The organism is Marichromatium sp. PS1, assembly GCF_041155115.1.
Lineage (GTDB): Bacteria > Pseudomonadota > Gammaproteobacteria > Chromatiales > Chromatiaceae > Marichromatium > Marichromatium gracile.
The window spans coordinates 519322-545838 of record NZ_BAAFHB010000005.1 but is presented as its reverse complement, the minus strand read 5'-3'; the positions used below and the strand labels follow the sequence as shown (position 1 = coordinate 545838).

The window sequence follows — 26517 nt, the reverse complement described above, 5'->3', positions numbered from 1 at the left end:
ATCGGTCAGGGCACTACCAATGAATGAAAGAGGCTCGCTTGAATCGCTCAAGGTTGTGTCCCCTCCTGAGCGTGCGATTAATCATGCTAAGTGCAGCAAGTAGCTAACGCCAATGATTTTTATAATTAAGTACAATTCTGGATTTAAGTGAAAAATCCGGCCCAATCCTAGTCCTACGAGCAGAAGCATGGATGAAAACCCAACACATATGCCAGCTAGCAGTGGAAGGCTTCTCGTTATTCCATAATTCATGCCGGATGTAATTATTATAATATTATTGGGGCCGGGTGTTAGTGTAGAAGAAATGGCGAATAGTATTATTGTTGTTAGGTTTTCCATGTATTTTTATTTTTCCAGTCCATGGAGGTTATATGCCCGCTTGCTAAATAGCTCTGGCTGTTTCTTCGCTCACTCTTCGAGTGCTTGATTGGGAGCGATATGTCTGAGCGCTTTATGGGGGATGTGTTGGTTATAGACCTGGACGTGACGAGTGATGATCTGCTCCAGACTCGGGCGAAGTCGACGCGTGTGGTGGCCAGCACCTCGACAATGCGCACGTTGAAGCGTTCGACCAGGCCGTTGGTCTGCAGGGGGAGGGATCAGATGATGCTCGATGGCGTGCTGGCACAGACCTAATCGAAGCGATAGTGTCCGGAGCGAAACCAACCTACCCCCCCACATCCACAGCCCTAACCTCTACCCCAACCCCCAAACTCCTCACCCAAATATCCAGCCCCCGAATCCCCTCCGGCAACGCCTTCCGCGCCGCTACGGCCTCGGCCCGGGTGGGATAGAGGCTGTGGATGAGCACGTACCAGGGCTTGCCCTGGTAGGTCTCCTGGCGCCAATAGAGACGATCGGGCAGGTCCTGTTCGCGGATGAAGGCTTCCAATCCGTCGCGGGAGAAGGCGCCGAGCAGTTGGATGGCGTAGCTCGGTGCGTCGAGGGTGATGATCGGGGCGTTGTCGTCGAGCGCCGGTTGGGTGGCAGGCGTCTCGGTGGTCTCGGTTGTTGCGGCCTCGGTCGGTGCGTCCGGCACCGCCTCGTCGGTCGGAGCTGGCGCGATCGTCTCTGCCTGGACGGGCGTGGGTTCGGCGGGTTGTGTCTCGGGCTCCGCTGAAACGCTCGACGGTGCCGGGGGCTCCGGCTCCGGCTCGGGAGGCGCAGCCTCGCCGGTCGTCGGGGTCGTCGGGGTCGTTGCCTCGTCGGTCTCGATGACCGCCGGCAGGCTCGGCGTGACCGGGGCCGGGGGGAGGCTCTGTCGGGTCACGCGCAGGGGCTGCTGCGTCTCGTTGAGCGCGACGCTGTCGGTGAGCGAGGCCGAGGGGCGGGCCGGGGCCGGGGGAGTGATCGCGGGCTCGGCGGTCGTCGTCGGCTCGGGCGCGGCGCGCAGCTCGCGGGCGAGCTGTTCGATGGTGACAGAGAGCGCATCGAGTTCGCGCTGGACCTGGGCGTCGGACTGAGGGGTGCCGCTCGGACGACCCTGGATCGCGGCGATGCGCTCGACACGCTCGGCGAGCGCCTGGCGTTGGGCATCGAGCTGACGGTAGGCGAGGGTGAGGGCGAGCGCGATGCCGATCAGCAGCACGACCAGGGTCGCCAACACCAGGGTGCGCCAATGCCGCAGCCGACGGTCGAGCAGGGTGCGGTGGTTGAGCAGGGCGCGCTGGAGCTGGGCGGTGGTGAGACGACGATCCTCGTCCATGTCGCCGAGCCGGTTCAGCACCGTGTCCTGCAGCTGCTTGAGATCGCGCCGCTGTTCGGCGACGCCGACGGCGAGCTTGGCGATCTGCGCGGCCTGTTGGCTGATCCGGGTCCGGGCGGCGACGTCTTCGGCGCCGGGTCTGGGGTCGGACGCCGTTGATGTGGCCTGGGCCTGGATGTCCGGCTCGGGGGTGGTGGTATTGTCCATGACGATCTGCCCCGCTACTGATCTGGGCGAGCGTGGGCCTGGGCTGTCCCGCCGTTCGAGCAGGTCGCGGGCGCCGGCCTGGGTTCGGGATAAGGCGTCGTTGGACGGGGCGCGTCTGTCGCCGTCGGCTGACCGTCCTGGGGGAAGAGTATCGGTGTCTGGTCGGTCGAGGGCAAGCGTCGGTGGAGCGGTGGTGCGTCCCTGCACCGGGCCGGGAGCGGCTGCTCCCTTGGCCTGACCGCGCAGGGCGCGCGGTCCGGCCAGCGATCAGGAGATCGAGACCAGCTCCAGGGCGAAGGTGAGGTCCTTGCCGGCGAGCGGGTGGTTACCGTCGATGGTGACCTCTTCGTCGTTGAACGCCTTGACGGTGAAGGAGACGTGCTGACCGTCGGGACCCTGGGCGTGCAGCACCATGCCCTCGTGCAGGTCGATGTCGGCGGGGATGGCCGAGCGCGGCACCTCCTGCGTCATCTCGGGACGGTACTCGCCGTAGGCCTGGGCCGGGGGGATGGTGACGGTCTTGTTCTCACCGACGCTCATGCCCTTCACGGCCTCCTCGAAGCCGGGGATGATGCCGCCAGCGCCGATGGTGAACTCGATCGGCTCGCGTCCGACCGAGCTGTCGAACTGGGTGCCGTCCTCGAGGGTGCCGGTGTAGTGGATCTTGACGGTATCGCCGAGCTTGGCTTCAGACATGGGATGGTCTCCCGGAGTTTGGGGTGCATTGCGCCGACCGGGGCAGTCCGGCAGGCGAGCGAACGGAGGTCTCGGGTCGAGGGCTGGGAGGGGGACGAATCGCGCCGTCTTGCGGTCTGCGGGAGACGCGAGACGATCGAAGGAACGGGACGCCGGCCGGGACCGGTCGCTCCACCGAGGGGATGGCGCCCCGCCGAGGCCCGAGTGGTGGACGCGGCGACGGGGCGACCCGATCGGTTGCGTTGTTCGTCGCGATCGGTCTCTCCCAGGGATCCTTCGATTACGCGAGGCTCTCTGGGCGCACTCTAGAACAGGGTGGCGGTGAGTGCAAATCGCCGCCAGCCGCCAGCCGCCAGTGGATTGACCGCAAAGCCACAAAGGACGCGAAGGCGAAAAGAGCGATCAGCTTTCTGCCGCCAGCCGTCAGTCCTCAGCCGCCAGTGGATTGAACCGCAAAGAGACTGTCTTGCCCGTCAACCGCCGACCATACACACCAGGCTCCCCTACAGCAGGCTGGATGCTGATCGCTGGAAGCTGATTCGAACCGCACAGACTCGAAGGGCACGAAGACGCGCAAAGAAGAGAATCGCCTCCAGCGATCAGCATCCAGCAGTTAGTGGCTGCCTGTCCTCGAGCGCTAGCGCGTTACAGCTGGGGGTCAGCAGGGCCGTCATCGAGGGCACAGATGCACTGGCGGCTGGTGCTACTTCGACCGTGACTATCACCGCCACGTCTCGATGAGAGGGTGGCGTACAACGCAACATCACCAGCGCGAGGCGCTCGGACACGCGTGCGGAGCTGGCCGACAGCGCCCACTGGCGACTGGAGGCTGAAAGCTGAAAGCTTCAACCCCTTTGCGCCCTTCGAGTCTTTGCGGTTCACCCATTGCGGCTACCAGCGCTGCCTTTAGCGCAGTCGCGCGAGGATCGCGCGAGCGCGGTTGGCGGGGACGGCGAAGCCGATGCCGACGTTGCCGCCGGCCGGGCCGATGAGGGCGGTGTTGATGCCGACCACGGCGCCGCTGAGGTCGATCAGCGGGCCGCCGGAGTTGCCGGGGTTGATCGAGGCGTCGGTCTGGATCAGCTCGCCGAAGCGGTTGTCGGCGATGCCGCTGCGCCCGACCGCGCTGACGATCCCCGAGGTCACCGTCTGGCCCAGACCGAAGGGGTTGCCGATGGCGATGACGAAGTCGCCGACCTCGAGCCGGTCGGAGTCGGCGAAGCGCAGCGCGCGCACCTCGACCGGCGGGATCCTGAGGATGGCGATGTCGGTGTCGGAGTCGGCGGCGATGCGCCGGGCGCGGAAGCTGCGCCGGTCCTTGAGGGTGACGCGGATGCTGGTGGCGCCCTGCAGCAGATGGGCGTTGGTCATCACATAGCCGCGCTCGGCGTCGACGATCACCCCGGAGCCGACGTTGCGTTGGCGCTCGATCTCGCCGGGTTCGGGCAGTGGCAGCCCGAAGCGTTCGAGAAAACCGCGGAACTCCGGGTCGCTGAGAAAGGGGTGGGCACGCGCCGAGACCTCGGCATCGACCGCGATGTTGACCACCGCCGGGGTGATCTCGCGCATCAGCGGTGCCAGCGAGGGGTAGTCGGCGCCGGCCTTGCGGTGCGGGAAACCGGCGAACTCGGGCACGGCGAGCTGGCGCTGGTCGGCGCTCTGGGGCAGGGCGCAACCACCGAGCGCCAGCAACATGGCCAGCGCCACCAGCACGACGCGGTGACGGACGATGGGGTCGAACACCTGTACCTCCCGTGATTCAGCGCGCCAACGCGCTGGCCAGCCGCTGGCGCAGGCTGCGATCGACCGGCTGCTCGACGAGCAGCGCGAAGCGCCCCCAGCCGCCATTGCGCCGGACGTAGCCGGCATAGCTGCTGACCCCGGTCAGGGTGCCGGTCTTGGCCAGCACCCGGGGGTCGTCGTCCTGGCGCGGCATCAGGTCGCGATAGGGGGTGAAGGCGTCGAGCAACTCGACGAGCTGGCGCGCGCTCAACCGGTTGGCGCGCGACAGTCCGGCGCCGTCGTCGATCACCGCGTCGCGCCAGCCGAGCCGGTCGCGCGCCAGCCGGGTCACTGCGCGCCGCGCCTCGGCCATCCCCGCCACTCCCTTGTCCTTGGGGTCGGAGAGCATGATGAACAAGCCGTTGGCGATGAAGTTGGTCGAGTACTCGAGCATCGGCGCGATCATCTCGGCGAGGGTGCGACTGTTGTGGTGTCGATAGACCAGCCGCGCACCGCGTGGCGCCCGCGCTTGACGGATCGGCCCGGCGACGCTGACACCGGCGCGTTCGAGCAGCGCCGCGAACAACTCGCCGAAGTGACGCTCGGCACGGGCGCGGTCGATCAGGTTGACGCGATGGCGACCCGGTCCCAGGTCGGCGCCCAGCGCCTGCGCGGTGGCGGTCAGCGGCGTCTGTGGTTCGCCGCTGCGCAGCCGGCCATCGGCCTCGCGTATCAGGCTCACGGTGTTGAAGTTGGCCGCGAGCGCGCTCAGCGGGGCGTCGTAGGGGTTGCTGGTGCGCGAGCGCCCGGGGATCTCGGTATCGGCGCCGAGCGCGTGAGTATCGAGCCCGAGTCCGTTGATGCGGGTGAGGCCGCGCGCGCGCAGCGCGGTGGCGATGCGCATCAGCTCCTCGGAGACCAGATAGGGATCACCGTGCCCGACGACCCAGAGGACGCCGTCGTCGTCGAGGCGGACATCGGTGTGGAAGCGATGCTCGCGCCCCCAGGTTTCGAGCGCGGCATAGGCGGTGAGCAGCTTCATCGTCGAGGCCGGCACCCGTGGCGTGGTCGCGCCCTGGGCGATCGCGGTGGTGCCGTCGGGCTCGACCAGCAGCAGGCTGGCGTGCTCCAGCCCGCGCACGGTGGCGAGCGGATCGGCACCGCGCGCCAGACCGCTCAGACACAACAGGGCCGCGCCCAGCACGAGTGCGGCGCGGCGACGGGATGAATGGAGTGCGATCATCGGACGCTCGTCGTCAGTGGCATCAGGATGCCCGGCACCGGGCCGGGCCGTCGGGCGCACAGCATAGCCCAGGCGCGCTGCGGTGGAGAGGGGAGATTGACCACCAAGGCGCGAAGCGCGCCAAGGGGCACGAAGGTTTTTTGTTCAGCGCGTAGGTTGGGTTGCCGGTGACAACCCAACGCATGCCTCAACGTCTGCTGATCGAGCGCCGATGTCGGGTTTCCCGTCCTCGGGCTTACCGCTTCTTCGGTGAAACGGTGGACGGAGGGGTCACTCAATCGACGCAAACTTCGCGTGCTTGGCGTCTTGGCGGTTCAAGGTCTTTGCCCCTTCCGTCACAACAACGGCGTCGGGTCGAGATGGGCGGCGACGGTGGCCGGGGTGAATTGGTTGAGCCAGGGCACCACGCCGAGCCGGGGGGCGGCGATGGCGCGGGTGAGGGTGTCGAGGTTGGCTGCCGAGGCGGGCATCGTCGGGTCGACCTGATTGGCGACCCAGCCGACGAGCGGGCAGCCGCTGGCGCGGATCGAGTCCTGGGTGAGCAGGGCGTGGTTGATGCAACCGAGCTTGACCCCGACCACCAGCACCACCGGCAGGTCGAGCGCGCGCGGCAGGTCGCGCATCGACAGTCGGTCGCCGAGCGGGACGCGCCAGCCGCCGGCGCCCTCGACCACCACCCAGTCGGCCTCGTCGCTCAGCGCCCGATAAGCGTCGCGGATCGGCGCCAGCGCGATCTCCACCCCGGCCTCGGCGGCGGCCACGTGCGGCGCGATCGCCGGGGCGAAGGCATAGGGGTTGATCCGCGCATAGGGCTGTTCGCACCAGCCGGCGGCGGCGAGGCGCTCGGCGTCGTCGTTGCGCAGTCCGTCGGCGGTCTCGACACAGCCCGAGGCGACCGGCTTCATCCCCAGCACGCGCAGCTCGCGCGCGGCCAGCGCGGCGATCAGCCCTTGGCTGACGGCGGTCTTCCCGCAGTCGGTGTCGGTTCCGGTGACGAACAGGCCTGGCATCGGCTGGGTACTCCTTGTCTTTGAATGATGGTCAGTCGCGCCCGCCGAGCTGGCGGCGGAGCTGTTCGAGCGGCACCGCGACGGCGCCGTCGGCGGTGCTCGATTGTTGCGTCTGTTCGGGCGCCCAGGCGTGGCCGTAGAGCACCTCGTAGGTCGCCGGCAGACGGCCGTCGTCGCGTCGTTCGCGCTCGTAGGCGGCGGCGAGGGCGGCCAGCCGCGCCCGTCCGGTCAGGCCGCGCGGGCGGTCCCGGCTGGCGTTGCGCGCGCCGATCGCCTTGAGGTCGTGCATCAGCTCGGTGGTGGTGGGATAGGTCAGGGTCAGTCGTTCGGCGTCCATCACCGGGTCGGCGAGGCGGGCGCGAACCAGCGCATCGCCGATCTCGTGCATGTCGGTGAAGGGGCTGACGTGGGCGTGACCGTCGACCTCGGCCCAGGCCGCGCGCAGCTCGCGCAGGGTGTCGGGACCGAAGGTGGTGAACTGCAGCAGACCGCCGGGGCGGAGGATGCGCAGACACTCGCCGAAGGTGTGTTCGAGGTCGTTGCACCACTGGATGGTGGCGCTCGACAGGATCAGGTCGAACGAGTCATCGGCCAGCGGCAGCGACTCGGCGTCGGCGCAGACGCACAGCGGACGGCGCCACCAGCGCCCGCGCCGGCGCGTCTGTTGCAGCATCGGCTGGGCGAAGTCGAGCGCCACCACCTCGGCGCGCTTGTAGCGTTGCTGCAGCGCGGCGGTGCAGTAGCCGGTGCCGGCGCCGAGGTCGAGGATACGACGCGGCTGGAGACGGATGTAGTCGAGCCGCTCGAGCAGGCGGTCGGCGATCTCGCGCTGCAGCACCGCCGCGGCGTCGTAGCCGGGCGCGGCGCGCGCGAAGCTGGCGCGGGCGCGGCGCTTGTCGATCGGCGCCAGCCGTGGGTCGGGCGTCGACATCAGCCCAGCGCCTCGGCGACGAAGCCCTCGATCGCCGTCAGGGTCTCGCGTCGGTGCGAGATGTGCGGCGCGTGCGCGGCGCCGGCGATCACCTGGGTGCGGGCGCCGGGCATGATCAGCTCGATGCGCTCGGCCACCGCCGCCGGCACCAGGGCGTCGTGACTGCCGAACAGCCACAGCGCCGGACAGGCGATGTCGGGGAGCTGGCCACGCAGGTCCTCGTCGCGCAGCAGGTCGAGTCCGTCGGCGAGCGCGCGCGGGTCGGGCTCGGGGCGCGTGGTGAGCTCCTGGCGCAGGGTGCGCAGGGTCTCGCGCGCGGCGTCGCTGCCGCGCACCTGGAGCGCGAGGAAGCGCGAGAGGGTGCCGCTGGGGTCGTCGAGCAGCCCCTGGTGGAACTGACCGAGGGTCTCCTCGGCCATCGCCGGGCGCCAGTCGGCGGCCTGGACGAAGCGCGGCGTGGCGGTGAGCTGGATCAGTCCGCGCACCCGCTTGGGGGCGCGCAGCGCGGCGGCCTGGGCGACCAGTCCGCCGAGCGACCAGCCGAGCCACACCGCCTCCTCGGGGGCGGCCTCGAGGCAGGCGTCGGCCCAGGCCCAGAGGTCGGCGCGGGCGGGCGTCCGGGCGCCGTGGCCGGGGAGTTCGATGGTCTGGATCGGCAGGCCGCCGAGCTGTGGCGGCAGGCCGTCCCAGACGGCGGCGTTCATGCCCCAGCCGTGGAGCAGTACCAGCGGCAGGGACGGGTTGGATCCGGTGGACACGCGGGTCTCCTTACGATGCAGTGGGGTCAGTCCGCGAGATCGGCGCGGGGCAGCTCGGCGAGCGCCGCGAGCAGCCGGTCGACGTCGGACTCGGTATGGGCGGCCGAGAGGGTGATGCGCAGTCGCGCGCTGCCCTCGGGTACGGTCGGCGGACGGATGGCGCCGACCAGGATGCCGCGTTCTTCGAGCGCCCGGCTCCAGGCCAGGGCGCGCGCGGCGCTGCCGGCGACCAGCGGCTGGATCGGGGTGGCGCTCGCCATCAGTTCGAGACCGAGCCGGGTCGCGCCGTCGCGCAGCCGAATGATCAGCGCCTGCAGGTGCTCGCGGCGCCAGGTCTCGCGCTCGGCCAGACGCAGGCTGACCCGGGTGGCCTCGGCCAGCGCCGGCGGCGTGGCGGTGGTGTAGATATAGCTGCGGGCGCGCTGGATCAGGGTCTCGATCAGCACCGCCGGGCCGGCGACGAAGGCGCCGGAGACGCCGAGCGCCTTGCCCAGGGTGCCCATCAGGATGGGTGCCGCGTCCTGGTCGAGCCCGAAATGCGCGAGCGAGCCGCGCCCGCCGGGACCGAGCACGCCGAGACCGTGGGCGTCGTCGACCATCAGCCAGGCGTCGGCGCGCCGCGCCTGCTCGGCGAGCGCGGGCAGCGGGGCGAGGTCGCCGTCCATGCTGAACACGCCGTCGGTGATCACCAGCCGGGTCTCCGGGTGACGCTCGAGCTGCTCGGCGAGGGCGGTGGCGTCGGCATGGGCGTAACGGCGCAGGGTGGCGCGCGAGAGCTGCGCGGCGTCGAGCAGCGAGGCGTGGTTGAGCTTGTCCTGGAGCAGGGTGTCGCGACGCCCGGCGAGGGCGCTGATCACCCCGAGATTGGCCATGTAGCCGGTGGAGAAGAGCAGCGCGCGCTCGCGCCCGGTGAAGGCGGCAAGCTCCTCCTCCAGCGCTTCGTGTGCGGCGCTGTGGCCGTTGACCAGGTGCGCCGCGCCACTGCCCACGCCCCAGCGCTCGGCACCGCGTTGCAGCGCGGCGATCACCTCGGGGTGGTTGGCCAGCCCGAGATAGTCGTTGCTGCAGAAGCTCAGCAGCTCGCGCCCGTCGATGCGGGCGCGTGGCTGCTGCGGACCCTGCTGGATGCGGCGACGGCGATAGAGGTCAGCATCACGCAGCCGCTCGAGCTCGGGGACGAGGACATCGAGGCTCATGCGTCGCTCGGCAGCATCTCTTCGAGCTTGACGTGACGCTTGCAGGCGCCGGGCTCCTCGCGCTCGCCGTGGTCCTCGACGAAGTGCATGTCGAGCCGCGCGAACAGGTCGCGGTCGCGGCTGGTGCCGGCGTTCTTGGTGGTGAGCAGGTGATCGCCGTAGAAGATCGAGTCGGCCCCGGCGAGGTAGCACAGCGACTGCATCTCGTCGCTCATGTCGTGACGCCCGGCGGAGAGCCGGATGTGCGAGGCCGGCATCACCAGCCGGGTGGTGGCGACGACGCGGATGAACTCGAACGGGTCGATGGCGTCGCGCCCGAACAGCGGCGTGCCCTCGACCTGCACCAGCATGTTGATCGGCACCGACTCGGGGTGGGCCGGCAGGGTGGCGAGCTGCTGCAGCATCGAGGCGCGGTCGCGGCGCGACTCGCCCATGCCGAGGATGCCGCCGCTGCAGGTCTTGAGGCCGACCTCGCGGACGTGCTTGAGGGTCTCGAGCCGGTCCTGATAGGTGCGGGTGGTGATCACCTGGCCGTAGAACTCGGGCGAGGTGTCGAGGTTGTGGTTGTAGTAGTCCAGCCCGGCGTCCTTGAGGGTGCGCGCCTGCTCGGCGTCGAGCATGCCGAGGGTGACGCAGGTCTCGAGCCCGAGGTCGTGAACCCCCTTGATCATCGCGATGACGTGCTCGAGGTTGTTGGCGGTGGGGTTGCGCCAGGCCGCGCCCATGCAAAAGCGCGTCGCACCCTGATCGCGCGCGGCGCGCGCGGCGGCGAGCACGGTCTCGAGTTCGAGCAGCCGTTCGCGCTCCAGCCCGGTGTGGTTCTTCGAGCTCTGCGAGCAGTAGCCGCAGTCCTCGGGGCAGGCGCCGGTCTTGATGTTGAGCAGGGTGCTGACGTGGATCCGGTGCGGGTTGAAGCGGGCGCGATGGGCGCACTGGGCCTCGAACATTAGATCGTTGAACGGCTGCTCGAGGACGGCGAGGACCTCGTCGACGGTCCAGTCGGTGCGGATCGGGGGCGCTTGCAGGGTGGCTGACATGGGAGGGTCCGGATGGCTGACAAAATCCACCAGATGCTATCGGTTTTTCGCTTCTTGTCAACTTTCGCGAGGCTTCAAGGTTTACCGCGCGTCGTCCGGGGCGGAGCGCGATGACGCTGCTGGAGCGTCTGATCGAGGGGCTCTATCCGCCGACCTGCGTGCTCTGTGGCGCGCCCGGCGAGTCCGGGTTCGATCTCTGCGCCGGCTGTCGCGCCGAGCTGCCGGTCAACCACCATTGCTGCGCCCGCTGTGCCCAGCCCTTCGATACCGACCTCGGTGCCGGGCGCTGGTGCGGGCGCTGCGTGGCGCGCCCGCCGCCCTTTGTTCGCTGTCATGCGCCGCTGCGCTATCAGGGGCTGGTGCCGGGGCTGATCGCCGATCTCAAGTTCCACGCCCGACTCGATCGCGCGGTGCTGCTCGGGCGGCTGCTCGCCGAGACGCGCGCGGCGCTCGCGCCGCCGTTGCCCGAGCTGCTGGTGCCGGTGCCGCTGCACCCGGCGCGCCAGCGCGCACGCGGCTACAACCAGGCGCTGGAGCTGGCGCGGGTGGCCGGCGTCGCGCTCGACGTGGCGGTCGCCCCCGGGCTCTGTCTGCGGGTGCGCGCGACGCCGCCGCAGGTCGGCCAGCAGCGCCGCGCGCGCCAGCGCAACATCGGCCCGGGCGCCTTCACCTTGGCCCGGGCACTGCCCGCCAGGCGTCTGGCGATCGTCGACGATGTGATGACCACCGGTGCCACGGTGAGCGCGCTGGCGCGGGTGCTGACGCGCGCCGGGGCGTGCGAGATCGAGGTCTGGGTGGTGGCGCGCACGCCCTGATCGCGCCCTCTCAGCGCCGCGGGCGGCGTGTCGGGCGCGGGATGATCCTGACCGTCTTCACCCCGTTGTCGGCGGTCTGGATGATCTCCATCGGGTGCCCCGAGAGCTTGAGGCTGGTGCCGGGTTCGGGGATGGTCTCGAGGTACTCGAGGATCAGCCCGTTGAGGGTCTTGGGCCCGTCGGTCGGCAACTCCCAGCGCAGCACGCGGTTGAGTTCGCGCAGCCCGATGCCGCAGTCGATCAGCAGCGAGCCGTCCTCGGCTGGCTGGATCTCGGAGATGCTGTCGGAGGGGTCGGTGGTGAACTCGCCGACGATCTCCTCGAGCAGGTCGGCGAGGGTGATCAGCCCCTGGAAGTCGCCGTACTCGTCGACCACCAGGCCGACGCGCTGCTTGGTGTGCTGGAAGTTCAACAGCTGCTGGTAGAGCGGGGTGCCCTCGGGGACGAAGTAGGGCTGGCGCGCGATCGCCCGCAGGTGCTCCTTGCCGAGCCCCTTCTCGAGCAGGGCGTGGAGCGCATTGCGGGCGTGGAAGACGCCGATGACGTTGTCGATGCCGCCGTCGTAGAGCGGCAGGCGGGTGTAATTGGTATTGCGCACCGCCTGGATGATCTCTTCCGCGCTGTCCTGGATGTCGATGCCGTCGACCTCGTTGCGCGGGATCATGATGTCCTCGACGGTGGCGCGTTCGAGGTCGAGGATGCCGAGCAGCATCGAGCGGCTGCGCTCGGGGATCATCGCCCCGGCCTCGCTGACCACGGTGCGCAGCTCCTCGCGGCTGAGCGCGGTGCCCTGACCGCCGTCCTCGGGGGCGATGCCGATCAGGCGCAGCAGGTTGTTGGTGAACAGGTTGACCAGCCACACCACCGGATAGAGCAGCTTGAGCAAGGGGCCGTAGACATAGGCGGCGGGGAAGGCGAGGCGCTCGGGATGGAGGGTCGCGTAGGTCTTGGGGGTGACCTCGGCGAAGATCAGGATCACCAGGGTGAGCAGCCCGGCGGCGATGCCGATGGCCGCCTCGCCGCCGAGCCGGATGGCGATCACCGTGGCCAGCGAGGAGGCCATGATGTTGACGAAGTTGTTGCCGAGCAGGATCAGCCCGATCAGCCGATCGGGACGATCGAGCAGCTTGCGCGCACGCCGCGCCCCGCGGTTGCCCTGATCGGCCTGGTGACGCAGACGGTAGCGGTTGAGGGTGAGCAGCGCGGTCTCCGAACCCGAGAAGAAGGCCGACAGCAGGATGAGCAGGAAGAGGATCAGGAACAGGCCGGGCAGGGGAAAATCGTTCACGTTGGGTTACCGATGGTCGGTGAGCAGTGGTGGCTGGGGCGCTGCGATGGATCGGGGATCGGGCGGTGCAGGGTGTACGCCTGGGCGTGTCGGGGGGCATCCCGGCGCCGGCGGTGGATTCTAACGTAAAGCCGCGCTGGTCGCCTTTCCAGCCGCCGGATATCAGCCGCCAGCCGCCGGTGGCGCCACCCTCAAAGGCTGACGTCTGGAACGTACGCCAGGGCTGACGGCAAGCGATGCCCTCATCGAGGGCGCACCCGCGCTGGTTGCCGGCGGTTTGAATCCCTTTGTGCACTTTGCGTCTTTGTGGTTCAAACTCCCGCTGGCCGCTGGCCGCTGGCCGCTGGCCGCTGGCCGCTGGCCGCTGGCCGCTGGCCGCTGGCCGCTGGCCGCTGGCCGCTGGCCCTGTGTCCTTGCGGTTCCTCCCGTGTCGGGCATAATTCAGCGCTTTTTGCCGGGGAAGCCAATGTTCAAGAACGCCAGACTCTATCGCCTCGAACAGCCCGTCCGCATCGACGGACAGGAACTCGAGGCCCAGCTCGACGGGCGCAGGTTCCGTCCCTGCGGTCCGCTCGAGACCGCGACCATGGGCTGGAGCGCGCCGCTCGGCGAGGACGGCGGGGCGCTGGTCCATCCCCTCGAGGGCTGCCTGCTGATCTGCGCGCGCAAGCAGGAGCGTCTGCTGCCGACGGCGGCGGTGAAGGAGGCGCTGGAGGAGCGTATCGGCGAGATCGAGGCCGGCGAGTCGCGTGAGGTCGGTCGCACCGAGCGGCGCCGTCTGCGCGAGCAGATCGTCGACGAGATGCTGCCGCGCGCCTTCACCCGCTCGCGTCGCACCCGCGCCTATATCGACACCGAGAGCGGCTGGATGGTGATCGACGCGGCCAGCGAGAAGCAGGCCGAGGAGGTCGTCTCGCTGCTGCGCGAGACCCTGGGCAGCCTGCCGGCGCTGCTGCCGGCGCCGGCCGAGCACCCCGCCGAGGTGCTCTCGCGCTGGTTGCTCGAGGACAGCGCCCCGGCCGACTTCGTCGCCGGTGACGCCTGCGAGCTGCGCGACGCCGAGGAGAAGAGCGGGGTGGTGCGGATCAGCGGCGGCGATCTCACCAGCGACGAGGTGCTCGCCCATCTGCGCGCCGGCAAGCGCGCGGTGAAGCTCGCGCTGACCTGGGACGAGCGCTTCAGCTTCACCCTTGCCGACGATCTGTCGCTGAAGCGGCTGCGCATGGCCGAGGAGCTGCTCGACACCCTCGACGACGAGATCGAGGACCCGGCGGTGCGCTTCGAGACCGAGTTCGCGCTGTTCGCGCTGCAGCTGCGCAACCTGCTCGCGCGGCTCGAGACGGTGTTCGGGCTCGCCGAGGCGCGCGCCGGCATCTGAGCCGTCGACGCCGGGCGTCTTCGCCCGGCGTCCTCCTCCCCACCGGCCCGCCCTCGGCGCGGGCCGACGCCCCGCTCACACCTGATAGAAATCGCGATACCAGTCGACGAAGCGCGCCACGCCGTCGGCCACCGAGGTATTCGGCTGGTAGCCGGTGTCGCGCACCAGATCGGCGACGTCGGCATAGGTGTCGGGCACGTCGCCGGGCTGCAGCGGCAGCAGGTTCTTCTCGGCCTCGCGCCCGAGGCAGCGTTCGAGCACCGCGATGTACTCCATCAACTCCACCGGATTGTTGTTGCCGATGTTGTAGATGCGGTAGGGCGCGGCGCTGGAGGCTGCGTCTGGGGCCGCGCCGCTCCACGCGGGATTGCCCTCGGGGACGCGGTCGAGCACCCGGATCACGCCCTCGACGATATCGTCGATGAAGGTGAAGTCGCGACGGTGCTTGCCGTAGTTGAAGACGTCGATCGGCTCGCCGGCGAGGATCGCGCGGGTGAACTTGAACAGCGCCATGTCGGGCCGGCCCCAGGGACCGTAGACGGTGAAGAAGCGCAGCCCGGTGGTCGGCAGCCGGTAGAGATGGCTGTAGGTGTGGGCCATCAACTCGTTGGCCTTCTTGCTCGCCGCGTAGAGGCTGACCGGGTGGTCGACGTTGTGATGCACCGAGAAGGGCATCTCGGTGTTGGCGCCGTAGACCGAGCTGCTCGAGGCGTAGACCAGGTGCTCGACGCCGTGATGGCGACAGCCCTCGAGGATGTTGGCGAAGCCGACGAGGTTGGTGTTGACGTAGGCCATCGGGTTCTCGATCGAGTAGCGCACCCCGGCCTGGGCGGCGAGGTTGACCACCCGGTCGGGGCGATGCTCGGCGAAGGCGGCATGGAGCGCCGCGCCGTCCTCGATGTCGATGCGCAGGTCGTGGAAGCGCGGATGGTCCTGGGTGCGCGCCAGTCGGGCGCGCTTGAGGTTGACGTCGTAGTAGTCGTTGAGGTTGTCGACGCCGATCACCTCGTCGCCGCGCTCGAGCAGACGCAGCGACAGGGCCGAGCCGATGAAACCGGCGCTGCCGGTGACCATGACTTTCATAGTGTTCTCGCTCCAGGGCGCGCCCGGGGTGGGCGCGCCGGGTCGGGGGGGATGGGGGCGTGTGCCCGGCCCGGGCGGGCGCGGGCTCAGAGCCGGCCGTCGACCTGATCGCGCGGCAGCAGCTGCTTGACGTCGTAGAGCACGGCGCCGGGCTTGCCGTAGGCACGGATGCGCTCGGCACCGAGCGCGGCGTACTGGCGATGGGCGACGGCGAGCACCACGGCGTCGTAGACGCCCGCGGCCGGGTCGTCGACCAGGGTGATGCCGTACTCGGCCTCGGCCGCGGCGCTGTCGGCCCAGGGGTCGTGGACGTCGCAGGCGATGCCATAGTCGGCCAGCTCGGCGAGGATGTCGACCACCCGGGTGTTGCGCAGGTCGGGACAATTCTCCTTGAAGGTCAGTCCCAGCACCAGCACCCGCGGCGCCTCGCCGAGTCCGCCGCGTCGTGCCATCAGCTTGATCACCTGACCGGCGACATAGGCGCCCATGCTGTCGTTGAGCCGCCGCCCGGCGAGGATGATCTCGGGGTTGTGGCCGATCTGTTGCGCCTTGTGGGTGAGGTAGTAGGGGTCGACGCCGATGCAGTGACCGCCGACCAGGCCGGGGCGGAAGGGCAGGAAGTTCCACTTGCTGCCGGCGGCCTCGAGCACCTCCTGGGTGTCGATGCCGAGCTTGCCGAAGATCAGCGCCAGCTCGTTGATCAGCGCGATGTTGAGATCGCGCTGGGTGTTTTCGATGACCTTGGCCGCCTCGGCCACGCGGATGCTGCTGGCGCGGTGGGTGCCGGCGGTGATGATCGAGGCGTAGAGCGCATCGACGAAGTCGGCCACCTCGGGGGTCGAGCCCGAGGTCACCTTCTTGATCGTCGGCAGCCGATGTTCCTTGTCGCCGGGGTTGATGCGCTCGGGGCTGTAGCCGGCGAAGAAGTCCTGGTTGTAGGTCAGCCCCGAGATCCGCTCGATGATCGGTACGCACACCTCCTCGGTGGCGCCGGGGTAGACGGTCGACTCGTAGACCACCACGGTGCCGGGGCGGATGATCTCGCCGATGGCGCGGCTGGCCGATTCCAGCGGGCCGAGGTCGGGCTGCTTGTGCTCGTTGATCGGGGTCGGCACGGTGACCACCAGCACCCGGCACTCGGCCAGGTCGGCGGCCTGTTCGGTGTAGCTCAGTCGCCTCACCGCGCGCAGCTCCTCGGGCTCGACCTCGAGCGAGCTGTCGCGCCCGGCGCGCAGCTCGGCGATGCGTGCCGCGGCGATGTCGAAGCCGACGGTGTCGTAGCGCTTGCCGAACTCGACGGCCAGCGGCAGGCCGACGTAACCCAGTCCGATGATGCCAATACGCAGGTCTTGCAGGTCCGAATCGAAGGTCACGGCAGGAAGCTCCTTCTTGGGTCAGTGAGAGAAAGCGGACGTCGGCCGGGCCGTCTTGGGCACGGATCGTTGCATGTTAGCAGCCCGTTGTGGGGTGGCGCGACGGTGTTCGATGGCCGCTTCAGCCGTCGGCGGCGCCCCCTCGGGCGAGCAGTGCTGCGCCGAAGGCCGCTTCCTGACGCAAGGCGCGGAGCACGGTGCAGTCGAGCAGGCGTGCGCGCATCCGCGTCCAGGTGGGGTTGTGCGCGCCGCCGCCGATGCTGAGCACGTGGCGTGGTCGTGGTGCGCCGAGCTCGGCGAGCCGGGCATAGCCCTCGGCCTCGATCCGGGCGATGCCCTCGAGCAGGCCGTGGAGGCGGCGTACCGGGTCGCCGGGGTGAGGGTCGAGCCGTGGCGCGAGATGCGGGTCGGGGTGCGGGAAGCGCTCTCCGATCCCCGGCAGCGGGTAGTAGTCGAGCCCCGAGTCGCGCTCGGGGTCGATGCGTGCGCTGAGCGTGACGAGGGCGTCATCGTCGAACTCGCGGCGCAGCACCCCGGCGCCGCTGTTGGAGCCGCCGCCGACCAGCCAGTGCGCGCCGTAGCGGTGGCTGTAGACGCCGTAGTCGGGGGCCTCGATGCGCTGCGGCGAGAGCACCTTGACCACCAGGGTGGTGCCGAGGCTGGTGAGCGCCTCGCCCGGTCGCGCGAGTCCGGCGGCGAGCGCCGCGGCGGTGCTGTCGGTGGTGCCGGCGACCACCGCCGGGGCGAGTGGTGCGATCCGGGTGCCGGGGGCGAGCACCTGCGGCAGCCGCGCGCCGGGTGGCAGCAGGGCGCCGACCCACTCGGGCCAGCCCGCGCGTTCGGGGTCGTGACCGAGCTTGAGGGCGTTGTGCCAATCGCTGGCGGCCAGCACGCCGGTCAGTCGGGCGGCGATCCAGTCGGCCTGGTGCAGCGCCCAGAACGGACCTGCGGGGGCGAGCCGGTCATGGAGCGCGAGCAGCTTGGCCAGCCCCGAGCCGGGGCCGCGCGCGGCGCTGCTCGTCGGCGCGCTGGCGGCGATGCGTGCGGCGGCCTGGTGGGCGCTCTGGTCGTCGTACATCAGCGCCGGGCCGAGCGGGTCGCCGGCGGTATCGGCGAGCAACAATGTGGGGGAGGTGGCGGCCACGGCGAGCGCCGCGGGGCGATGATCGGGGAGTGCGGCGACCAGCGCGCGCAGCACCTCGGTGAGCGCCTGCCACCAGTCCTCGGGGTTCTGTTCGACCCGACCGGGGGCCGGTCGGGTCGAGTCGGGGAGTGCGGTGCGGGTCTCGGCGAGCGGCTCGGCGGCGGCGTTGATCGCTACCGCCCGACACCCGGAGGTGCCGAGATCGAGCCCGATGAAGGCCGCTTCCCCGCGCATCGGTCTCAGGGCAGCTGCACCTGGGGCTGGGGCTGCCAGTCGGCGGCACGATGCTCGGCGACCACCGTGGTGTAGATGCCGCCGCGCACGTTGAAGTCCGCGGTCAGACGCATGAAGCGCGGCTCGGTGGCCGCCACCAGGTCGCCGAGGATGCGATTGGTCACCGCCTCGTGGAAGGCGCCCTCGTCGCGATAGGACCAGACATAGTTCTTCAGCGCCTTGAGTTCGACACAGCGCGCCTCGGGGATGTACTCGAGGGTGAGTTCGGCGAAGTCCGGCTGGCCGGTCTTGGGGCACAGACAGGTGAACTCGGGCACGCGGATGCGGATGGTGTAGTCGCGCTCGGGCTGGGGGTTGGGGAAGGTCTCGAGCGAACGGCTCGGGGCGCTTGGCATTTCTCGGTATCTCCTGATTTGAAGCAGGCCGCGGGTGGCGGCCGGGGCGCAAGTTTACGCGTTGCGCCGGTGCAAGGCGATGGTTCAGCGGTGCTCGGTCGGCTCGGGCTCGTGGTGCGTCGCCTCGCCGGCGGCGTCGATGCTGTAGCGCTGACTGTAGCGCACGATGAGGATGGCGATGCTCACCAAGAGGATGGCGCCGCCCTCGTAGAGCAGGTTCTCGGGGGCGATGTTCTTGCCCTGGAGCACGATCAGCCGCGACAGCGCGGTCACGGCGATGAACATCGGGTAGGTGAAGGGCACGGCGTGACGCACGAAATAGACGTGGGTCATCGCCATGATCTCGATATAGATGAACATCAGCAGCAGGTCTTCGAGGCGCACCTCGCGATGCTCGCCGATGCCCCAGACCAGCTGCGCGATGCCCATCAGCGCGAGCACGCCGACGCCGGTGAGCACCAGCTTCTCGGTGAAGCGGAACAGGGTCGAGAGCAGGGCGTTGAGTCGCTGTTCCAGGCGCATGTCGGCTCCTCCCTTCGACTGGACGTTGGGCCCCGTGACGATCGGGGGGCGGTTCGTCCAAGGATAGTCAGCCGTCGTGAGATATGAGATTTTGGGATCTGGGTCCTGCACGTGAGCAGAATCGAGTGTAGAGTTGGGCGCTAGCCCGAGTTTCTGTATGCCCCGGGGTGTCGAGCGCGATGCGCCGGGGCATGTCGCGAGTTCCAAGTGACAGACGTTCCCGCCGCCGTATTCCCGTCATGCTCGCCGCCTGCCCGACTCGGCACGCTGATCCGCGAGTTGCAGTCCCTTCCGCCGCTTCCCGAGCAGGCGCAGGTGCTGCTCGCCGAGTTGGTCGACCCCGAGCTCGATGTCAATCGTGTGCTCGAGCTGATCGAGCGTAGCCCGCCGATCGCCGCGCGGCTGCTCGGGATCGCCCGCTCGGCCTTCTTCGCCGGTCCCATCCCGGCGCGCGATCTCGGCGATGCGGTGATCCGGGTGCTGGGCTTGCGCCTGGTGCGCGACCTCAGCATCAGTCTGCTGCTGAGCGCGCCCTTCGAGCGCGATCGCTGTCCGGCATTCGACCCCGGGCGCTACTGGCGTCGGGCGATGCTCACCGCGACGCTCGCCGAGGCGCTCGCGGCCAAGGTGCCGGGCGATCGCGAGGAGACCCTCGCCGGGGTCTATCTCGCCGGTCTGTTGCACAACCTCGGGCTGCTGGTGCTGGTGCACCTGACGCCGGAGGTCATGGACGAGGTCTTCATCGCCGCCGCCGCCGACCCCGAGCGAGGGGTCGCCGAGTTGACCCGACAACGGCTGGGACTCGATCACTGCCTGGCGGGGGCCGCGCTGGCGCGCGCCTGGCAGCTGCCGCCGGGGCTCGCCGTGACCATGGCGCGACACGGCGAGCCGGACTATGACGGTGGGTACTGGCGGCTGGTGCAGCTGGTGGGCTTTGCCGAGCGCTTCGGGACGTTGGCCGAGCGTCATCCGGAGACGGCCGGGGATCTGGACCTGGCGCCGCCTGCGGCGTTGGGGGTCGAGGCCGATGAATGGCGGCGGACCGCTTCGCGCTGGTGCGCCCGGATCGGGCATCTGTGCGAGATGGCGGATGCCTTCAGCTAGAGGTTGACATGGATATCTTCCAACCCAGTGCAATGGACGCCGGTGGGGACTCCGGCATTCTTTCCCTGATCGAATCCCTGAGCATGCTGCGCAGTCTGGTGGTGCCGGACGCCACGGCGCTCGACGAACCCGAGCTGTGCGCGCACGCCGCCCGCGCCTGTGTCACGCATCGCGACCTCGAGTGCTGCGCCCTCTATCTCCAGCACGACCGCGCGCTGGTCTGCACCGCCCATGTCCGCCGCGACCCCGATGACGCCGATGCGCCCGGCGCGGCGCTCGACGAGCTGGCCGCGCGCGTCATCGCCGACGGCGAGATCCTGCGCGGCGCCAGCGAGGTCCACGGTTCGCTGCTGGCCGCACCGCTCGCCGCGGCGGGACGGGTGCAGGGCGCGCTGGTGGTCGGTCATCCTGCCGCCGGGCGTTATTCGCGCTGGCACGAGCGCCTGTTGCAACTGGTCTGCGACGTGTTGACGCAGACCCTCGAGCACGGGCGGCTGGTGCGTGGCCAGCGTGAGGCCATCGCCGAGCGCAGCCGCGCGCTCAGTCACTGCGACGCCTCGCTCGATGCCGAGCGCCGTCGGCGCTCGGCGGCCGAGTCGGCGCTGGTGCGCGAGTCGCGGCTGCGCGATCGGCTGGCGCGACTCGACACGCTCACCGGGCTGCTCAATCGCGCCGCCTTCGAGTCCGAGTTGGCGCGGGCGCTGGGGCGGGTTGCGCCCGGCGCCGGGGGGCGGGCGCTGATCCATGTCGATATCGATCGCTTCCGGGTGATCAACGACGCCGCCGGTCAGGCCGCCGGCGATCAGCTGATCCGGGTGCTCGCCGAGCTGCTGCGCGAGCATTTCGCCGGGGCGAGCCTGCTCGGACGGCTCGGTAACGACGAGTTCGGCATCCTGCTCGAGGGCAGGGCGGCCGACCGGGTCGAGACCCTGGCCGAGTCGCTGTGCGATGCGGTCGACGACTTCCAGTTCAGCTTTCGCGGCTATCGCTTCGTCATCAGCCTGAGTATCGGCGTGGCCGAGTATCGTGACGGCGACTCGGGCGAGCAGCTGCTGCGCAAGGCCTATTCGGCCTGTCTCTCGACCCAGGAGGTCGGCGGCGGCAACGTCCGGCTGTATCGCGAGCACGACGGCAAGCTCAAGCGGCGCAACAACGAGGCGCACGCGCTGTCGCGGCTGGTGCGGGCGCTCGAGGAGGACCGCCTGGAGCTGTTCTCGCAGCCGATCGTGGCCAACGCCAGGGCGCCGCATGCCGCCGCCGAGCCGATCAACTACGAGATCCTGCTGCGACTCAAGGGAGAGGATGGCGATCTGATCTCGCCGGGGCAGTTCCTGCCGATCGCCGAACGCTACGGGCTGTCGGTGAAGCTCGATCGCTGGGTGGTGCGCTCGGTCCTGCAGACGCTCGCCGACCATGCCGAGCGCTTCGATCGCTTCGGCTATGTCACCATCAACCTCTCCGGTCACTCGCTCGGCAGTCGCGGCTTCCTCGACTATGTGCTCGAGCAGCTTCGCCACTTCGACACCACGCCGGGCAAGATCTGCTTCGAGGTCACCGAGACCGTGGCCATCTCCGACCTGCAGGCCGCACGTCGTTTCATCGCCGGGCTCAAGTCGCGCGGTTGTCGCTTCGCGCTCGACGACTTCGGCAGCGGCTATGCCTCCTATCTCTATCTGCGCGACCTCGAGGTCGACTTCCTCAAGATCGACGGCGAGTTCGTCCAGGGCATCGCCACCGACTCGGCCAACCTTGCGCTGATCCGCTCGATCAACGACATCGGCAAGATCCTCGGCAAGCGCACCATCGCCGAGCACGTCGAGAACGACGCCACCCTGGCGCTGCTCGAGGAGATCGGCATCGACTTCGTTCAGGGTTACTTCATCGGCCGTCCCGAGCCGCTGCGCAACATCCTCGAGCCCGAGCGGTCTCATTGAGCTGTTGGTGACGCGGCCATAGCGCCGTGTCGGCGGCATCGTCAACGAGATTTGACATCCACCGCGAGTTCATGGTTTTTCTGCCGCGATGCCGATCGCCGGTCCAGGGCGAGCGGACGCGGCGCGGGGTGTCGTCATCGCATCGTCGATGCCCTTTCTTATCAATGGCTTGAGGTCGCTCTGCACGGCTGTGCCGGGGACGGCAGGGATGGCTCGAGGTGTGGGTGGTGGCTCCCTTCGGGGGGAGCAGGCGCACACGCGACGAATTCCTTCGCGCCCCGGTCACGGGTCTCGCCGGAGCCGCCAGGTCAAGCACTGTGGAGTTAGCACATGGCGCGTATCGTCATTCTCGGGGCAGGGATTTCTGGGCACACGGTCGCCAGATATCTCGGCAAGTGGGTCAAGGGCAAGCACCAGGTCGTGGTGGTCTCGCCCAACGCCAAATGGAACTGGATCCCTTCCAACATCTGGGTCGGGATCGGTGAGATGACCGAGCGACAGGTCACCTTCGAGCTGGCCCCGGTCTACAAGAAGCTCAAGATCGACTTCCGTCAGGCCAAGGCGCTCTCGATCCACCCCGAGGGCGGGGAGGCGGGCGAGCGGCCCTATGTCAGCATCGAGTACACCGACCCGGCGCGGCTCGGGCAGACCGACACGCTCGACTACGACTTCCTGGTCAACGCCACCGGTCCCAGGCTCAACTTCGGCGCCACCCCCGGGCTCGGACCGGAGGGTGGCTACACCACCTCGGTGTGCACCGCGAGCCATGCCCTCGAGGCCAACGCCCAGTTGCAGGAGGCGATCGCGGCGATGCAGCAGGGCGAGCGCCGCACCTTCGTGGTCGGCACCGGGCATGGCATGTGCACCTGCCAGGGCGCGGCCTTCGAGTACATCTACAACATCGACCAATGCCTGCGCGACGCCGGGGTGCGCCAGCTCGGTCGGCTGGTGTGGATCAGCAACGAGTACGAGCTCGGTGACTTCGGCATGGGCGGGGTGCACATCACCCGCGGCGGCTATGTCACCAACGGCAAGACCTTCGCCGAGTCGCTGATGGCCGAGCGCGGAGTGGAGTGGATCACCCGCGCCCATGTCTACAAGGTCGAGCCCAAGGTGATCCACTACGAGCTGCTCGACGGCAGCCATGGCGAGTTGCCGTTCGATTTCGCGATGCTCATCCCGCCCTTCGCCGGGGCCCTGCTCAAGGCCTTCGACAAGGCCGGCGAGGACATCACCAGCACCCTGTTCGCGCCCAACGGCTTCATGAAGGTCGATGCCGACTACACCCCCAAGGCGTTCGAGGACTGGACCACCGAGGACTGGCCCAAGACCTATCAGAACCCGACCTATCGCAACCTGTTCGCGGTGGGCATCGCCTTCGCCCCGCCGCACCCGATCAGCAAGCCGATGAAGAGCGCCAACGGCACCCCGATCAGCCCCACCCCGCCGCGCACCGGCATGCCTTCGGCGACCATGGGCAAGGCGGTGGCGACCAGTATCCGCGACATGCTCAACGGCGCCGAGGAGCCGACCCATACCGCCTCGATGGCCGAGATGGGTGCCGCCTGCGTGGCCTCGACCGGCTCCGGTCTGCTCACCGGCAGCGCGGCGACGATGACCGTCTTCCCGGTGGTGCCGGACTATGAGCGCTATCCCGAGTACGGTCGCGACATGGACCTCACCTTCGGCGAGGTCGGACTGGCCGGACACTGGATGAAGTATCTGCTGCACCACGTCTTCATCTACCAGGCCAAGCTGCGCCCGGGCTGGTCGGTGCTGCCGGACTGAGTGATGCCGCGCCGAGCGCAACCCTTGTCATGGCGGGGCGCGTGCGCCCCGTGACGCCCCACACAGAGAGACCGTCATGCCGATCAAGAACAAAGAGCCCTACCAGCAGGAGTACTACGCGCCGGTGCCCACCGGGTTCACCCGCTACATGCGCACCTCGCTGATCTGGCAGATCGTGCGTTTTCTCGTCATCAACTGGAAGATCCTCAAGCTGATGACCCGCTCGCACGTCTCGCGCTGATCCCTCACGCCCGCCCCCGGTGCAGACCGGGGGCGCGGTCTCATTCGCCGCCGAGTTCGCGTGCGGTCTGCTCCAGTCCTTCACGCATCCCCTCGACCCACTCCCGGGCCTGCGCACCCATTGCTGCGCTCACCGCCTCGGCGAGCGCCTGGCGCGAGAACTCGCGCCCGTCGATGCGCAGCCGCGTCGGCGCCGTGCCATAGACCGAGAGCGGGTCGGCGAGCGCCAGGGCGTCGTCCTCGACCGCGCGATAGGGATAGAAGCATTGCGCGCTGGCCTGCCGTCCGGCGCCGTCGGTGAACTGCAGCCTGACCTCGAGGTCCCGATACTGAGCGGGCAGACGGGTCTCGATCTGCCAGTCGCTGGCCGCGCCCTGGGTGAGCACCAGTCCCTTGCACAGGGTGACGCGGACGTCTTCGCCCGGGGCCGAGCAGCCGGCCAGCAGTACGGCGCCGAACAGGGTCAGTGAGCGTTGTCCGATGGACATGAGCGGGTCTCCTCGCGGTTGCGGTGACGGACATTCTCGCCGCTGGGCGGGGGCGTGGCCAGGGTCAGCCGGGTGCCCCGGTGCCGCGCTGGGCGACGAGCTTGCCGAGCTTCACCGGCAGGATCTCGAGGGTGGTGCGGTAGCCGGCCTGGTAGAGCTCGAGCTTGGTCTCGGGGCTGAGACGGAACTCCAGCGGCGAGATCTCGCCGGTGTCGATCACCACCGTGGTGTTCCAGAAGACGTCCTGGACGAACTCGCGCGAGAGCGTGGTCATGAAGGCGCGGATGAGCATCTGCAGATACCCCGGCAGCGGTACCCGGCGGCGCTCCGCCGGGCGTTCGTTCTGCTCGTTGGCGCGCAGTCGGAAGCAGCAGCTGGGGGTGCCGTCGCCGGCCCAGTCGCGACGCAGCGCGTCCTCGGAGAGGATGCAGCCGTCGATCATCAGGTGTTGGCGGTACTCGCGATAGGCGAACAGCAGCGGGATCCCCATCGAGTAACGGATCGCCTGGGAGACGCGCATGTCGGGGTCGTGATCGCGATCGAAGACCACCGGCGAGCCGTTGCGCACGTCGGTGGCGACGACATGGAGCGTGCGCGACAGATCGCGAAAGCGCGCGCCCTCGAGCATCTCGTCCATCCAGCGCTCGAAGCCGTCGCCCGATGAGAGTCCGCCGCGAAACAGCAGCTGATAGAGGTTGAAGTCGCGAAACCGGCGGAAGTCGACATTGATCGCCAGCTCCTTCATCGCCTCGGCCGACCAGCCGGCGGCGAACAGCCCGGCAACGATGCTGCCGCCGGAGACGCCGACGATGTGTTCGCAGTCGATATCGAGCTCGCCGAGTGCCTGGATGACGCCGACGTGGGCCGGTAGCCGGGTGCCGCCACCGGCGAGGATGGGCACCAGCCGGTTGATCTCCGGGGGGCGGGCCTGATGTGTCTGGTGCGAGCTCCGGGCACCGCTGGCGAACGACTCGGTCATGGAACACCTCGAGTGGTGTGCCGCTCGTCGGCGGGGTTGCCAGGCGGCGCCGCGCGATCCTTGACGCACCCTCGTCGCGGGACGGGGTGCTCCGTGTCAATGCGCGCGGCGAGGCCCTCGGATGGCCTCGCCGCGCCGCCGATCAGGTTATAAGCGCATCGTCCGGGGATCAAGCGTCGCTTCGATGACGGGGCTTCAGCCGCGTGAATCTGTCCCCATGTATCAGTGCGATGCCGCGCTACCGCGAGCCGACCAGGAGGAGTCATCACATGTTCGCCACCGCAGTGCCATTCCAGCCTCACACCAGCGCGCCCGGCGCGCGCGCCGGCGTGCGGGTGCTGGTGGTCGCCAATCGCGCCTCCGGTAGCGCCGCGGCGCTGGCTGCGGTGGACCTGCTGCGTCAGCGTCTGAGCGAGCAGGGGCGCCGGGTCGACGAGCTGGCGCTGGTCGCCGGGCGGGTCGAGGAGATGCTGCGCGCCGCGCTCTCGGGCGTGACCTATCAGGCCATCTATGTCGCCGGCGGTGACGGCACCGTGCTGGCGGTGGTCGAGGCCCTGGCCGGTCGGTCGGTGCCGATCGCGATCATCCCCTGCGGTACCATGAACTGGACCGCGCGCGATCTCGGCATCCCGCTCGCTCCCGAGGCGGCGATCGATGCGCTGCTCGACGCCGAGGTGCGTCATATCGATCTCGGTCGGGTCAACGGCAAACCCTTCCTCTGTGCCTGCATGGTCGGTTTCGGCTCGCTGCTGGCGCGCTGGCGCGAGCGTGAACGCGCGCGCGGCAACAGCCCCTGGGTGCTGTGGCCGAAGCTGGTGTGGCGGGGGTTGTCGCTGATCCAGCGTTATCGCCACCTGCGTCTGCGGCTGCGCACCGCCGAGCGCCACGAGCGACTGCGCGCGCGGGCGTTGGTTGTCACCGCCAACCTGATCGACGACCGGCCCGGTCCGGTGCCGCGCCGTCCTCGGCTCGACGCCGGCCAGCTCGGGCTCTATGCCGTACGCGACGCCTCGGGTGTCGAGCTGATGCGTCTGGGGATGCGGCTGATGCTCGGCACCTGGCAGCAGGACGACGCGCTGCTCGCCACCTCGGCCAGTCACGCCGAGATCGGCGTCGGTCGGCGTCGCGCCGTCTCGGTGATGTGCGACGGTGAGCGGGTGCGGCTGCGCACGCCGCTGCGTTTCACCCTGGAGCGCGCGACGGTGGCGGTGCTGGTACCGCGCGCGGGGCGCCCGACGGTCTGAGCC

At 69.2% G+C, this 26517-nt stretch carries 25 protein-coding genes; 7 read left to right on the top strand and 18 right to left on the bottom strand.

Annotated elements, in window-relative coordinates; translation table 11 throughout:
* Positions 1-81: 81 nt before the first annotated feature.
* The 10 genes from ACAM26_RS14735 to bioB form a co-directional block, all read right to left on the bottom strand.
* Positions 82-339 carry a LysE family translocator gene (locus tag ACAM26_RS14735; protein WP_369613981.1) on the bottom strand — a complete coding sequence of 86 codons (258 nt, stop codon included), beginning with the start codon at positions 337-339 and terminating at the stop codon, positions 82-84.
* A 328-nt stretch (positions 340-667) separates the two neighbouring features.
* Positions 668-1912, bottom strand: a complete 1245-nt coding sequence (locus tag ACAM26_RS14730; RefSeq protein WP_369613980.1) for an SPOR domain-containing protein — start codon at positions 1910-1912, stop codon at positions 668-670.
* A 267-nt stretch (positions 1913-2179) separates the two neighbouring features.
* Complete coding sequence (locus tag ACAM26_RS14725) at positions 2180-2608, bottom strand: peptidylprolyl isomerase (protein WP_123139683.1); 429 nt, start codon at positions 2606-2608, stop codon at positions 2180-2182.
* A gap of 906 nt (positions 2609-3514) precedes the next feature.
* Positions 3515-4351, bottom strand: a complete 837-nt coding sequence (locus tag ACAM26_RS14720; RefSeq protein ID WP_123142779.1) for a trypsin-like peptidase domain-containing protein — start codon at positions 4349-4351, stop codon at positions 3515-3517.
* Positions 4352-4367: 16 nt separating this feature from the next.
* Positions 4368-5573: a D-alanyl-D-alanine carboxypeptidase/D-alanyl-D-alanine-endopeptidase gene (locus tag ACAM26_RS14715; RefSeq protein ID WP_369613979.1), complete on the bottom strand. Its 1206-nt coding sequence runs from the start codon at positions 5571-5573 to the stop codon at positions 4368-4370.
* 335 nt (positions 5574-5908) lie between these two features.
* Positions 5909-6583: a dethiobiotin synthase gene (gene bioD / locus ACAM26_RS14710; RefSeq protein ID WP_123139686.1), complete on the bottom strand. Its 675-nt coding sequence runs from the start codon at positions 6581-6583 to the stop codon at positions 5909-5911.
* A 31-nt stretch (positions 6584-6614) separates the two neighbouring features.
* The gene (bioC, locus tag ACAM26_RS14705; RefSeq protein ID WP_123139687.1) at positions 6615-7514 is read right to left on the bottom strand and encodes a malonyl-ACP O-methyltransferase BioC; all 900 of its coding nucleotides are present in this window, start codon (positions 7512-7514) and stop codon (positions 6615-6617) included.
* On the bottom strand, positions 7514-8272 hold the full coding sequence (gene bioH / locus ACAM26_RS14700) for a pimeloyl-ACP methyl ester esterase BioH (protein ID WP_123139688.1): 759 nt from the start codon (positions 8270-8272) through the stop codon (positions 7514-7516). The genes bioC and bioH overlap by 1 nt, the downstream gene beginning before the upstream one ends.
* Before the next feature lie 26 nt (positions 8273-8298).
* The gene (gene bioF, locus ACAM26_RS14695) at positions 8299-9468 is read right to left on the bottom strand and encodes an 8-amino-7-oxononanoate synthase (protein WP_132230595.1); all 1170 of its coding nucleotides are present in this window, start codon (positions 9466-9468) and stop codon (positions 8299-8301) included.
* On the bottom strand, positions 9465-10505 hold the full coding sequence (gene bioB, locus ACAM26_RS14690) for a biotin synthase BioB (RefSeq protein ID WP_123139690.1): 1041 nt from the start codon (positions 10503-10505) through the stop codon (positions 9465-9467). The genes bioF and bioB overlap by 4 nt, the downstream gene beginning before the upstream one ends.
* A gap of 110 nt (positions 10506-10615) precedes the next feature.
* Between bioB and ACAM26_RS14685 the strand changes: the two genes are divergently transcribed.
* On the top strand, positions 10616-11320 hold the full coding sequence (locus ACAM26_RS14685) for a ComF family protein (protein ID WP_369613978.1): 705 nt from the start codon (positions 10616-10618) through the stop codon (positions 11318-11320).
* Between the two features lie 10 nt (positions 11321-11330).
* Here the strand turns inward: ACAM26_RS14685 and ACAM26_RS14680 are convergent, their stop codons facing one another.
* On the bottom strand, positions 11331-12608 hold the full coding sequence (locus tag ACAM26_RS14680) for an HlyC/CorC family transporter (protein ID WP_369613977.1): 1278 nt from the start codon (positions 12606-12608) through the stop codon (positions 11331-11333).
* A gap of 466 nt (positions 12609-13074) precedes the next feature.
* Between ACAM26_RS14680 and ACAM26_RS14675 the strand changes: the two genes are divergently transcribed.
* Complete coding sequence (locus ACAM26_RS14675) at positions 13075-13986, top strand: recombination-associated protein RdgC (protein ID WP_123139693.1); 912 nt, start codon at positions 13075-13077, stop codon at positions 13984-13986.
* 75 nt (positions 13987-14061) lie between these two features.
* On the opposite strand, the gene ACAM26_RS14670 is transcribed toward ACAM26_RS14675, so the two are convergent.
* From ACAM26_RS14670 to ACAM26_RS14650, 5 genes are all read right to left on the bottom strand, one after another.
* On the bottom strand, positions 14062-15069 hold the full coding sequence (locus ACAM26_RS14670) for an NAD-dependent epimerase (RefSeq protein WP_369613976.1): 1008 nt from the start codon (positions 15067-15069) through the stop codon (positions 14062-14064).
* An 86-nt stretch (positions 15070-15155) separates the two neighbouring features.
* Positions 15156-16442, bottom strand: coding sequence for a Vi polysaccharide biosynthesis UDP-N-acetylglucosamine C-6 dehydrogenase TviB (gene tviB, locus ACAM26_RS14665; RefSeq protein WP_123139695.1), 1287 nt, complete (start codon positions 16440-16442; stop codon positions 15156-15158).
* Positions 16443-16563: 121 nt separating this feature from the next.
* Positions 16564-17820, bottom strand: coding sequence for an FGGY-family carbohydrate kinase (locus tag ACAM26_RS14660; protein ID WP_369613975.1), 1257 nt, complete (start codon positions 17818-17820; stop codon positions 16564-16566).
* A gap of 5 nt (positions 17821-17825) precedes the next feature.
* Positions 17826-18215, bottom strand: a complete 390-nt coding sequence (gene queF, locus ACAM26_RS14655; RefSeq protein ID WP_062276506.1) for a preQ(1) synthase — start codon at positions 18213-18215, stop codon at positions 17826-17828.
* A gap of 84 nt (positions 18216-18299) precedes the next feature.
* Entirely contained in the window at positions 18300-18737 is a 438-nt protein-coding gene (locus ACAM26_RS14650; protein ID WP_123139697.1) for a phosphate-starvation-inducible protein PsiE, read from the bottom strand.
* Positions 18738-18944: 207 nt separating this feature from the next.
* Between ACAM26_RS14650 and ACAM26_RS14645 the strand changes: the two genes are divergently transcribed.
* The 4 genes from ACAM26_RS14645 (at position 18945) to ACAM26_RS14630 (ending at position 23804) form a co-directional block, all read left to right on the top strand.
* Complete coding sequence (locus ACAM26_RS14645; RefSeq protein ID WP_369613974.1) at positions 18945-19841, top strand: HDOD domain-containing protein; 897 nt, start codon at positions 18945-18947, stop codon at positions 19839-19841.
* An 8-nt stretch (positions 19842-19849) separates the two neighbouring features.
* Positions 19850-21775 (top strand): putative bifunctional diguanylate cyclase/phosphodiesterase, encoded by a 1926-nt coding sequence (locus ACAM26_RS14640; RefSeq protein WP_369613973.1) that lies wholly within the window; start codon positions 19850-19852, stop codon positions 21773-21775.
* A gap of 330 nt (positions 21776-22105) precedes the next feature.
* Entirely contained in the window at positions 22106-23563 is a 1458-nt protein-coding gene (locus tag ACAM26_RS14635; RefSeq protein WP_123139700.1) for an NAD(P)/FAD-dependent oxidoreductase, read from the top strand.
* 76 nt (positions 23564-23639) lie between these two features.
* On the top strand, positions 23640-23804 hold the full coding sequence (locus ACAM26_RS14630; RefSeq protein WP_165913556.1) for a hypothetical protein: 165 nt from the start codon (positions 23640-23642) through the stop codon (positions 23802-23804).
* 40 nt (positions 23805-23844) lie between these two features.
* Here the strand turns inward: ACAM26_RS14630 and ACAM26_RS14625 are convergent, their stop codons facing one another.
* Positions 23845-24291 (bottom strand): hypothetical protein, encoded by a 447-nt coding sequence (locus ACAM26_RS14625; RefSeq protein WP_123142770.1) that lies wholly within the window; start codon positions 24289-24291, stop codon positions 23845-23847.
* Between the two features lie 64 nt (positions 24292-24355).
* Entirely contained in the window at positions 24356-25270 is a 915-nt protein-coding gene (locus tag ACAM26_RS14620) for a patatin-like phospholipase family protein (RefSeq protein WP_123142769.1), read from the bottom strand.
* 269 nt (positions 25271-25539) lie between these two features.
* On the opposite strand from ACAM26_RS14620, the gene ACAM26_RS14615 reads away from it, so the two are divergent.
* Positions 25540-26514, top strand: a complete 975-nt coding sequence (locus ACAM26_RS14615; RefSeq protein ID WP_165913555.1) for a diacylglycerol kinase family protein — start codon at positions 25540-25542, stop codon at positions 26512-26514.
* Positions 26515-26517: the final 3 nt, after the last annotated feature.

Bases quoted from the DNA above. Each gene is read 5' to 3' on its own strand.
- ACAM26_RS14650 (WP_123139697.1), bottom strand. From the start codon at position 18,737: ATGCGCCTGGAACAGCGACTCAACGCCCTGCTCTCGACCCTGTTCCGC.
- ACAM26_RS14685 (WP_369613978.1), top strand. From the start codon at position 10,616: ATGACGCTGCTGGAGCGTCTGATCGAGGGGCTCTATCCGCCGACCTGC.
- ACAM26_RS14675 (WP_123139693.1), top strand. From the start codon at position 13,075: ATGTTCAAGAACGCCAGACTCTATCGCCTCGAACAGCCCGTCCGCATC.
- bioB (WP_123139690.1), bottom strand. From the start codon at position 10,505: ATGTCAGCCACCCTGCAAGCGCCCCCGATCCGCACCGACTGGACCGTC.
- ACAM26_RS14660 (WP_369613975.1), bottom strand. From the start codon at position 17,820: ATGCGCGGGGAAGCGGCCTTCATCGGGCTCGATCTCGGCACCTCCGGG.
- ACAM26_RS14630 (WP_165913556.1), top strand. From the start codon at position 23,640: ATGCCGATCAAGAACAAAGAGCCCTACCAGCAGGAGTACTACGCGCCG.
- bioC (WP_123139687.1), bottom strand. From the start codon at position 7,514: ATGTCGACGCCCGACCCACGGCTGGCGCCGATCGACAAGCGCCGCGCC.
- ACAM26_RS14715 (WP_369613979.1), bottom strand. From the start codon at position 5,573: ATGATCGCACTCCATTCATCCCGTCGCCGCGCCGCACTCGTGCTGGGC.
- ACAM26_RS14725 (WP_123139683.1), bottom strand. From the start codon at position 2,608: ATGTCTGAAGCCAAGCTCGGCGATACCGTCAAGATCCACTACACCGGC.
- ACAM26_RS14670 (WP_369613976.1), bottom strand. From the start codon at position 15,069: ATGAAAGTCATGGTCACCGGCAGCGCCGGTTTCATCGGCTCGGCCCTG.
- ACAM26_RS14735 (WP_369613981.1), bottom strand. From the start codon at position 339: ATGGAAAACCTAACAACAATAATACTATTCGCCATTTCTTCTACACTA.
- ACAM26_RS14635 (WP_123139700.1), top strand. From the start codon at position 22,106: ATGGCGCGTATCGTCATTCTCGGGGCAGGGATTTCTGGGCACACGGTC.
- ACAM26_RS14620 (WP_123142769.1), bottom strand. From the start codon at position 25,270: ATGACCGAGTCGTTCGCCAGCGGTGCCCGGAGCTCGCACCAGACACAT.
- bioD (WP_123139686.1), bottom strand. From the start codon at position 6,583: ATGCCAGGCCTGTTCGTCACCGGAACCGACACCGACTGCGGGAAGACC.
- queF (WP_062276506.1), bottom strand. From the start codon at position 18,215: ATGCCAAGCGCCCCGAGCCGTTCGCTCGAGACCTTCCCCAACCCCCAG.
- ACAM26_RS14615 (WP_165913555.1), top strand. From the start codon at position 25,540: ATGTTCGCCACCGCAGTGCCATTCCAGCCTCACACCAGCGCGCCCGGC.
- ACAM26_RS14730 (WP_369613980.1), bottom strand. From the start codon at position 1,912: ATGGACAATACCACCACCCCCGAGCCGGACATCCAGGCCCAGGCCACA.
- ACAM26_RS14640 (WP_369613973.1), top strand. From the start codon at position 19,850: ATGGATATCTTCCAACCCAGTGCAATGGACGCCGGTGGGGACTCCGGC.
- ACAM26_RS14625 (WP_123142770.1), bottom strand. From the start codon at position 24,291: ATGTCCATCGGACAACGCTCACTGACCCTGTTCGGCGCCGTACTGCTG.
- bioF (WP_132230595.1), bottom strand. From the start codon at position 9,468: ATGAGCCTCGATGTCCTCGTCCCCGAGCTCGAGCGGCTGCGTGATGCT.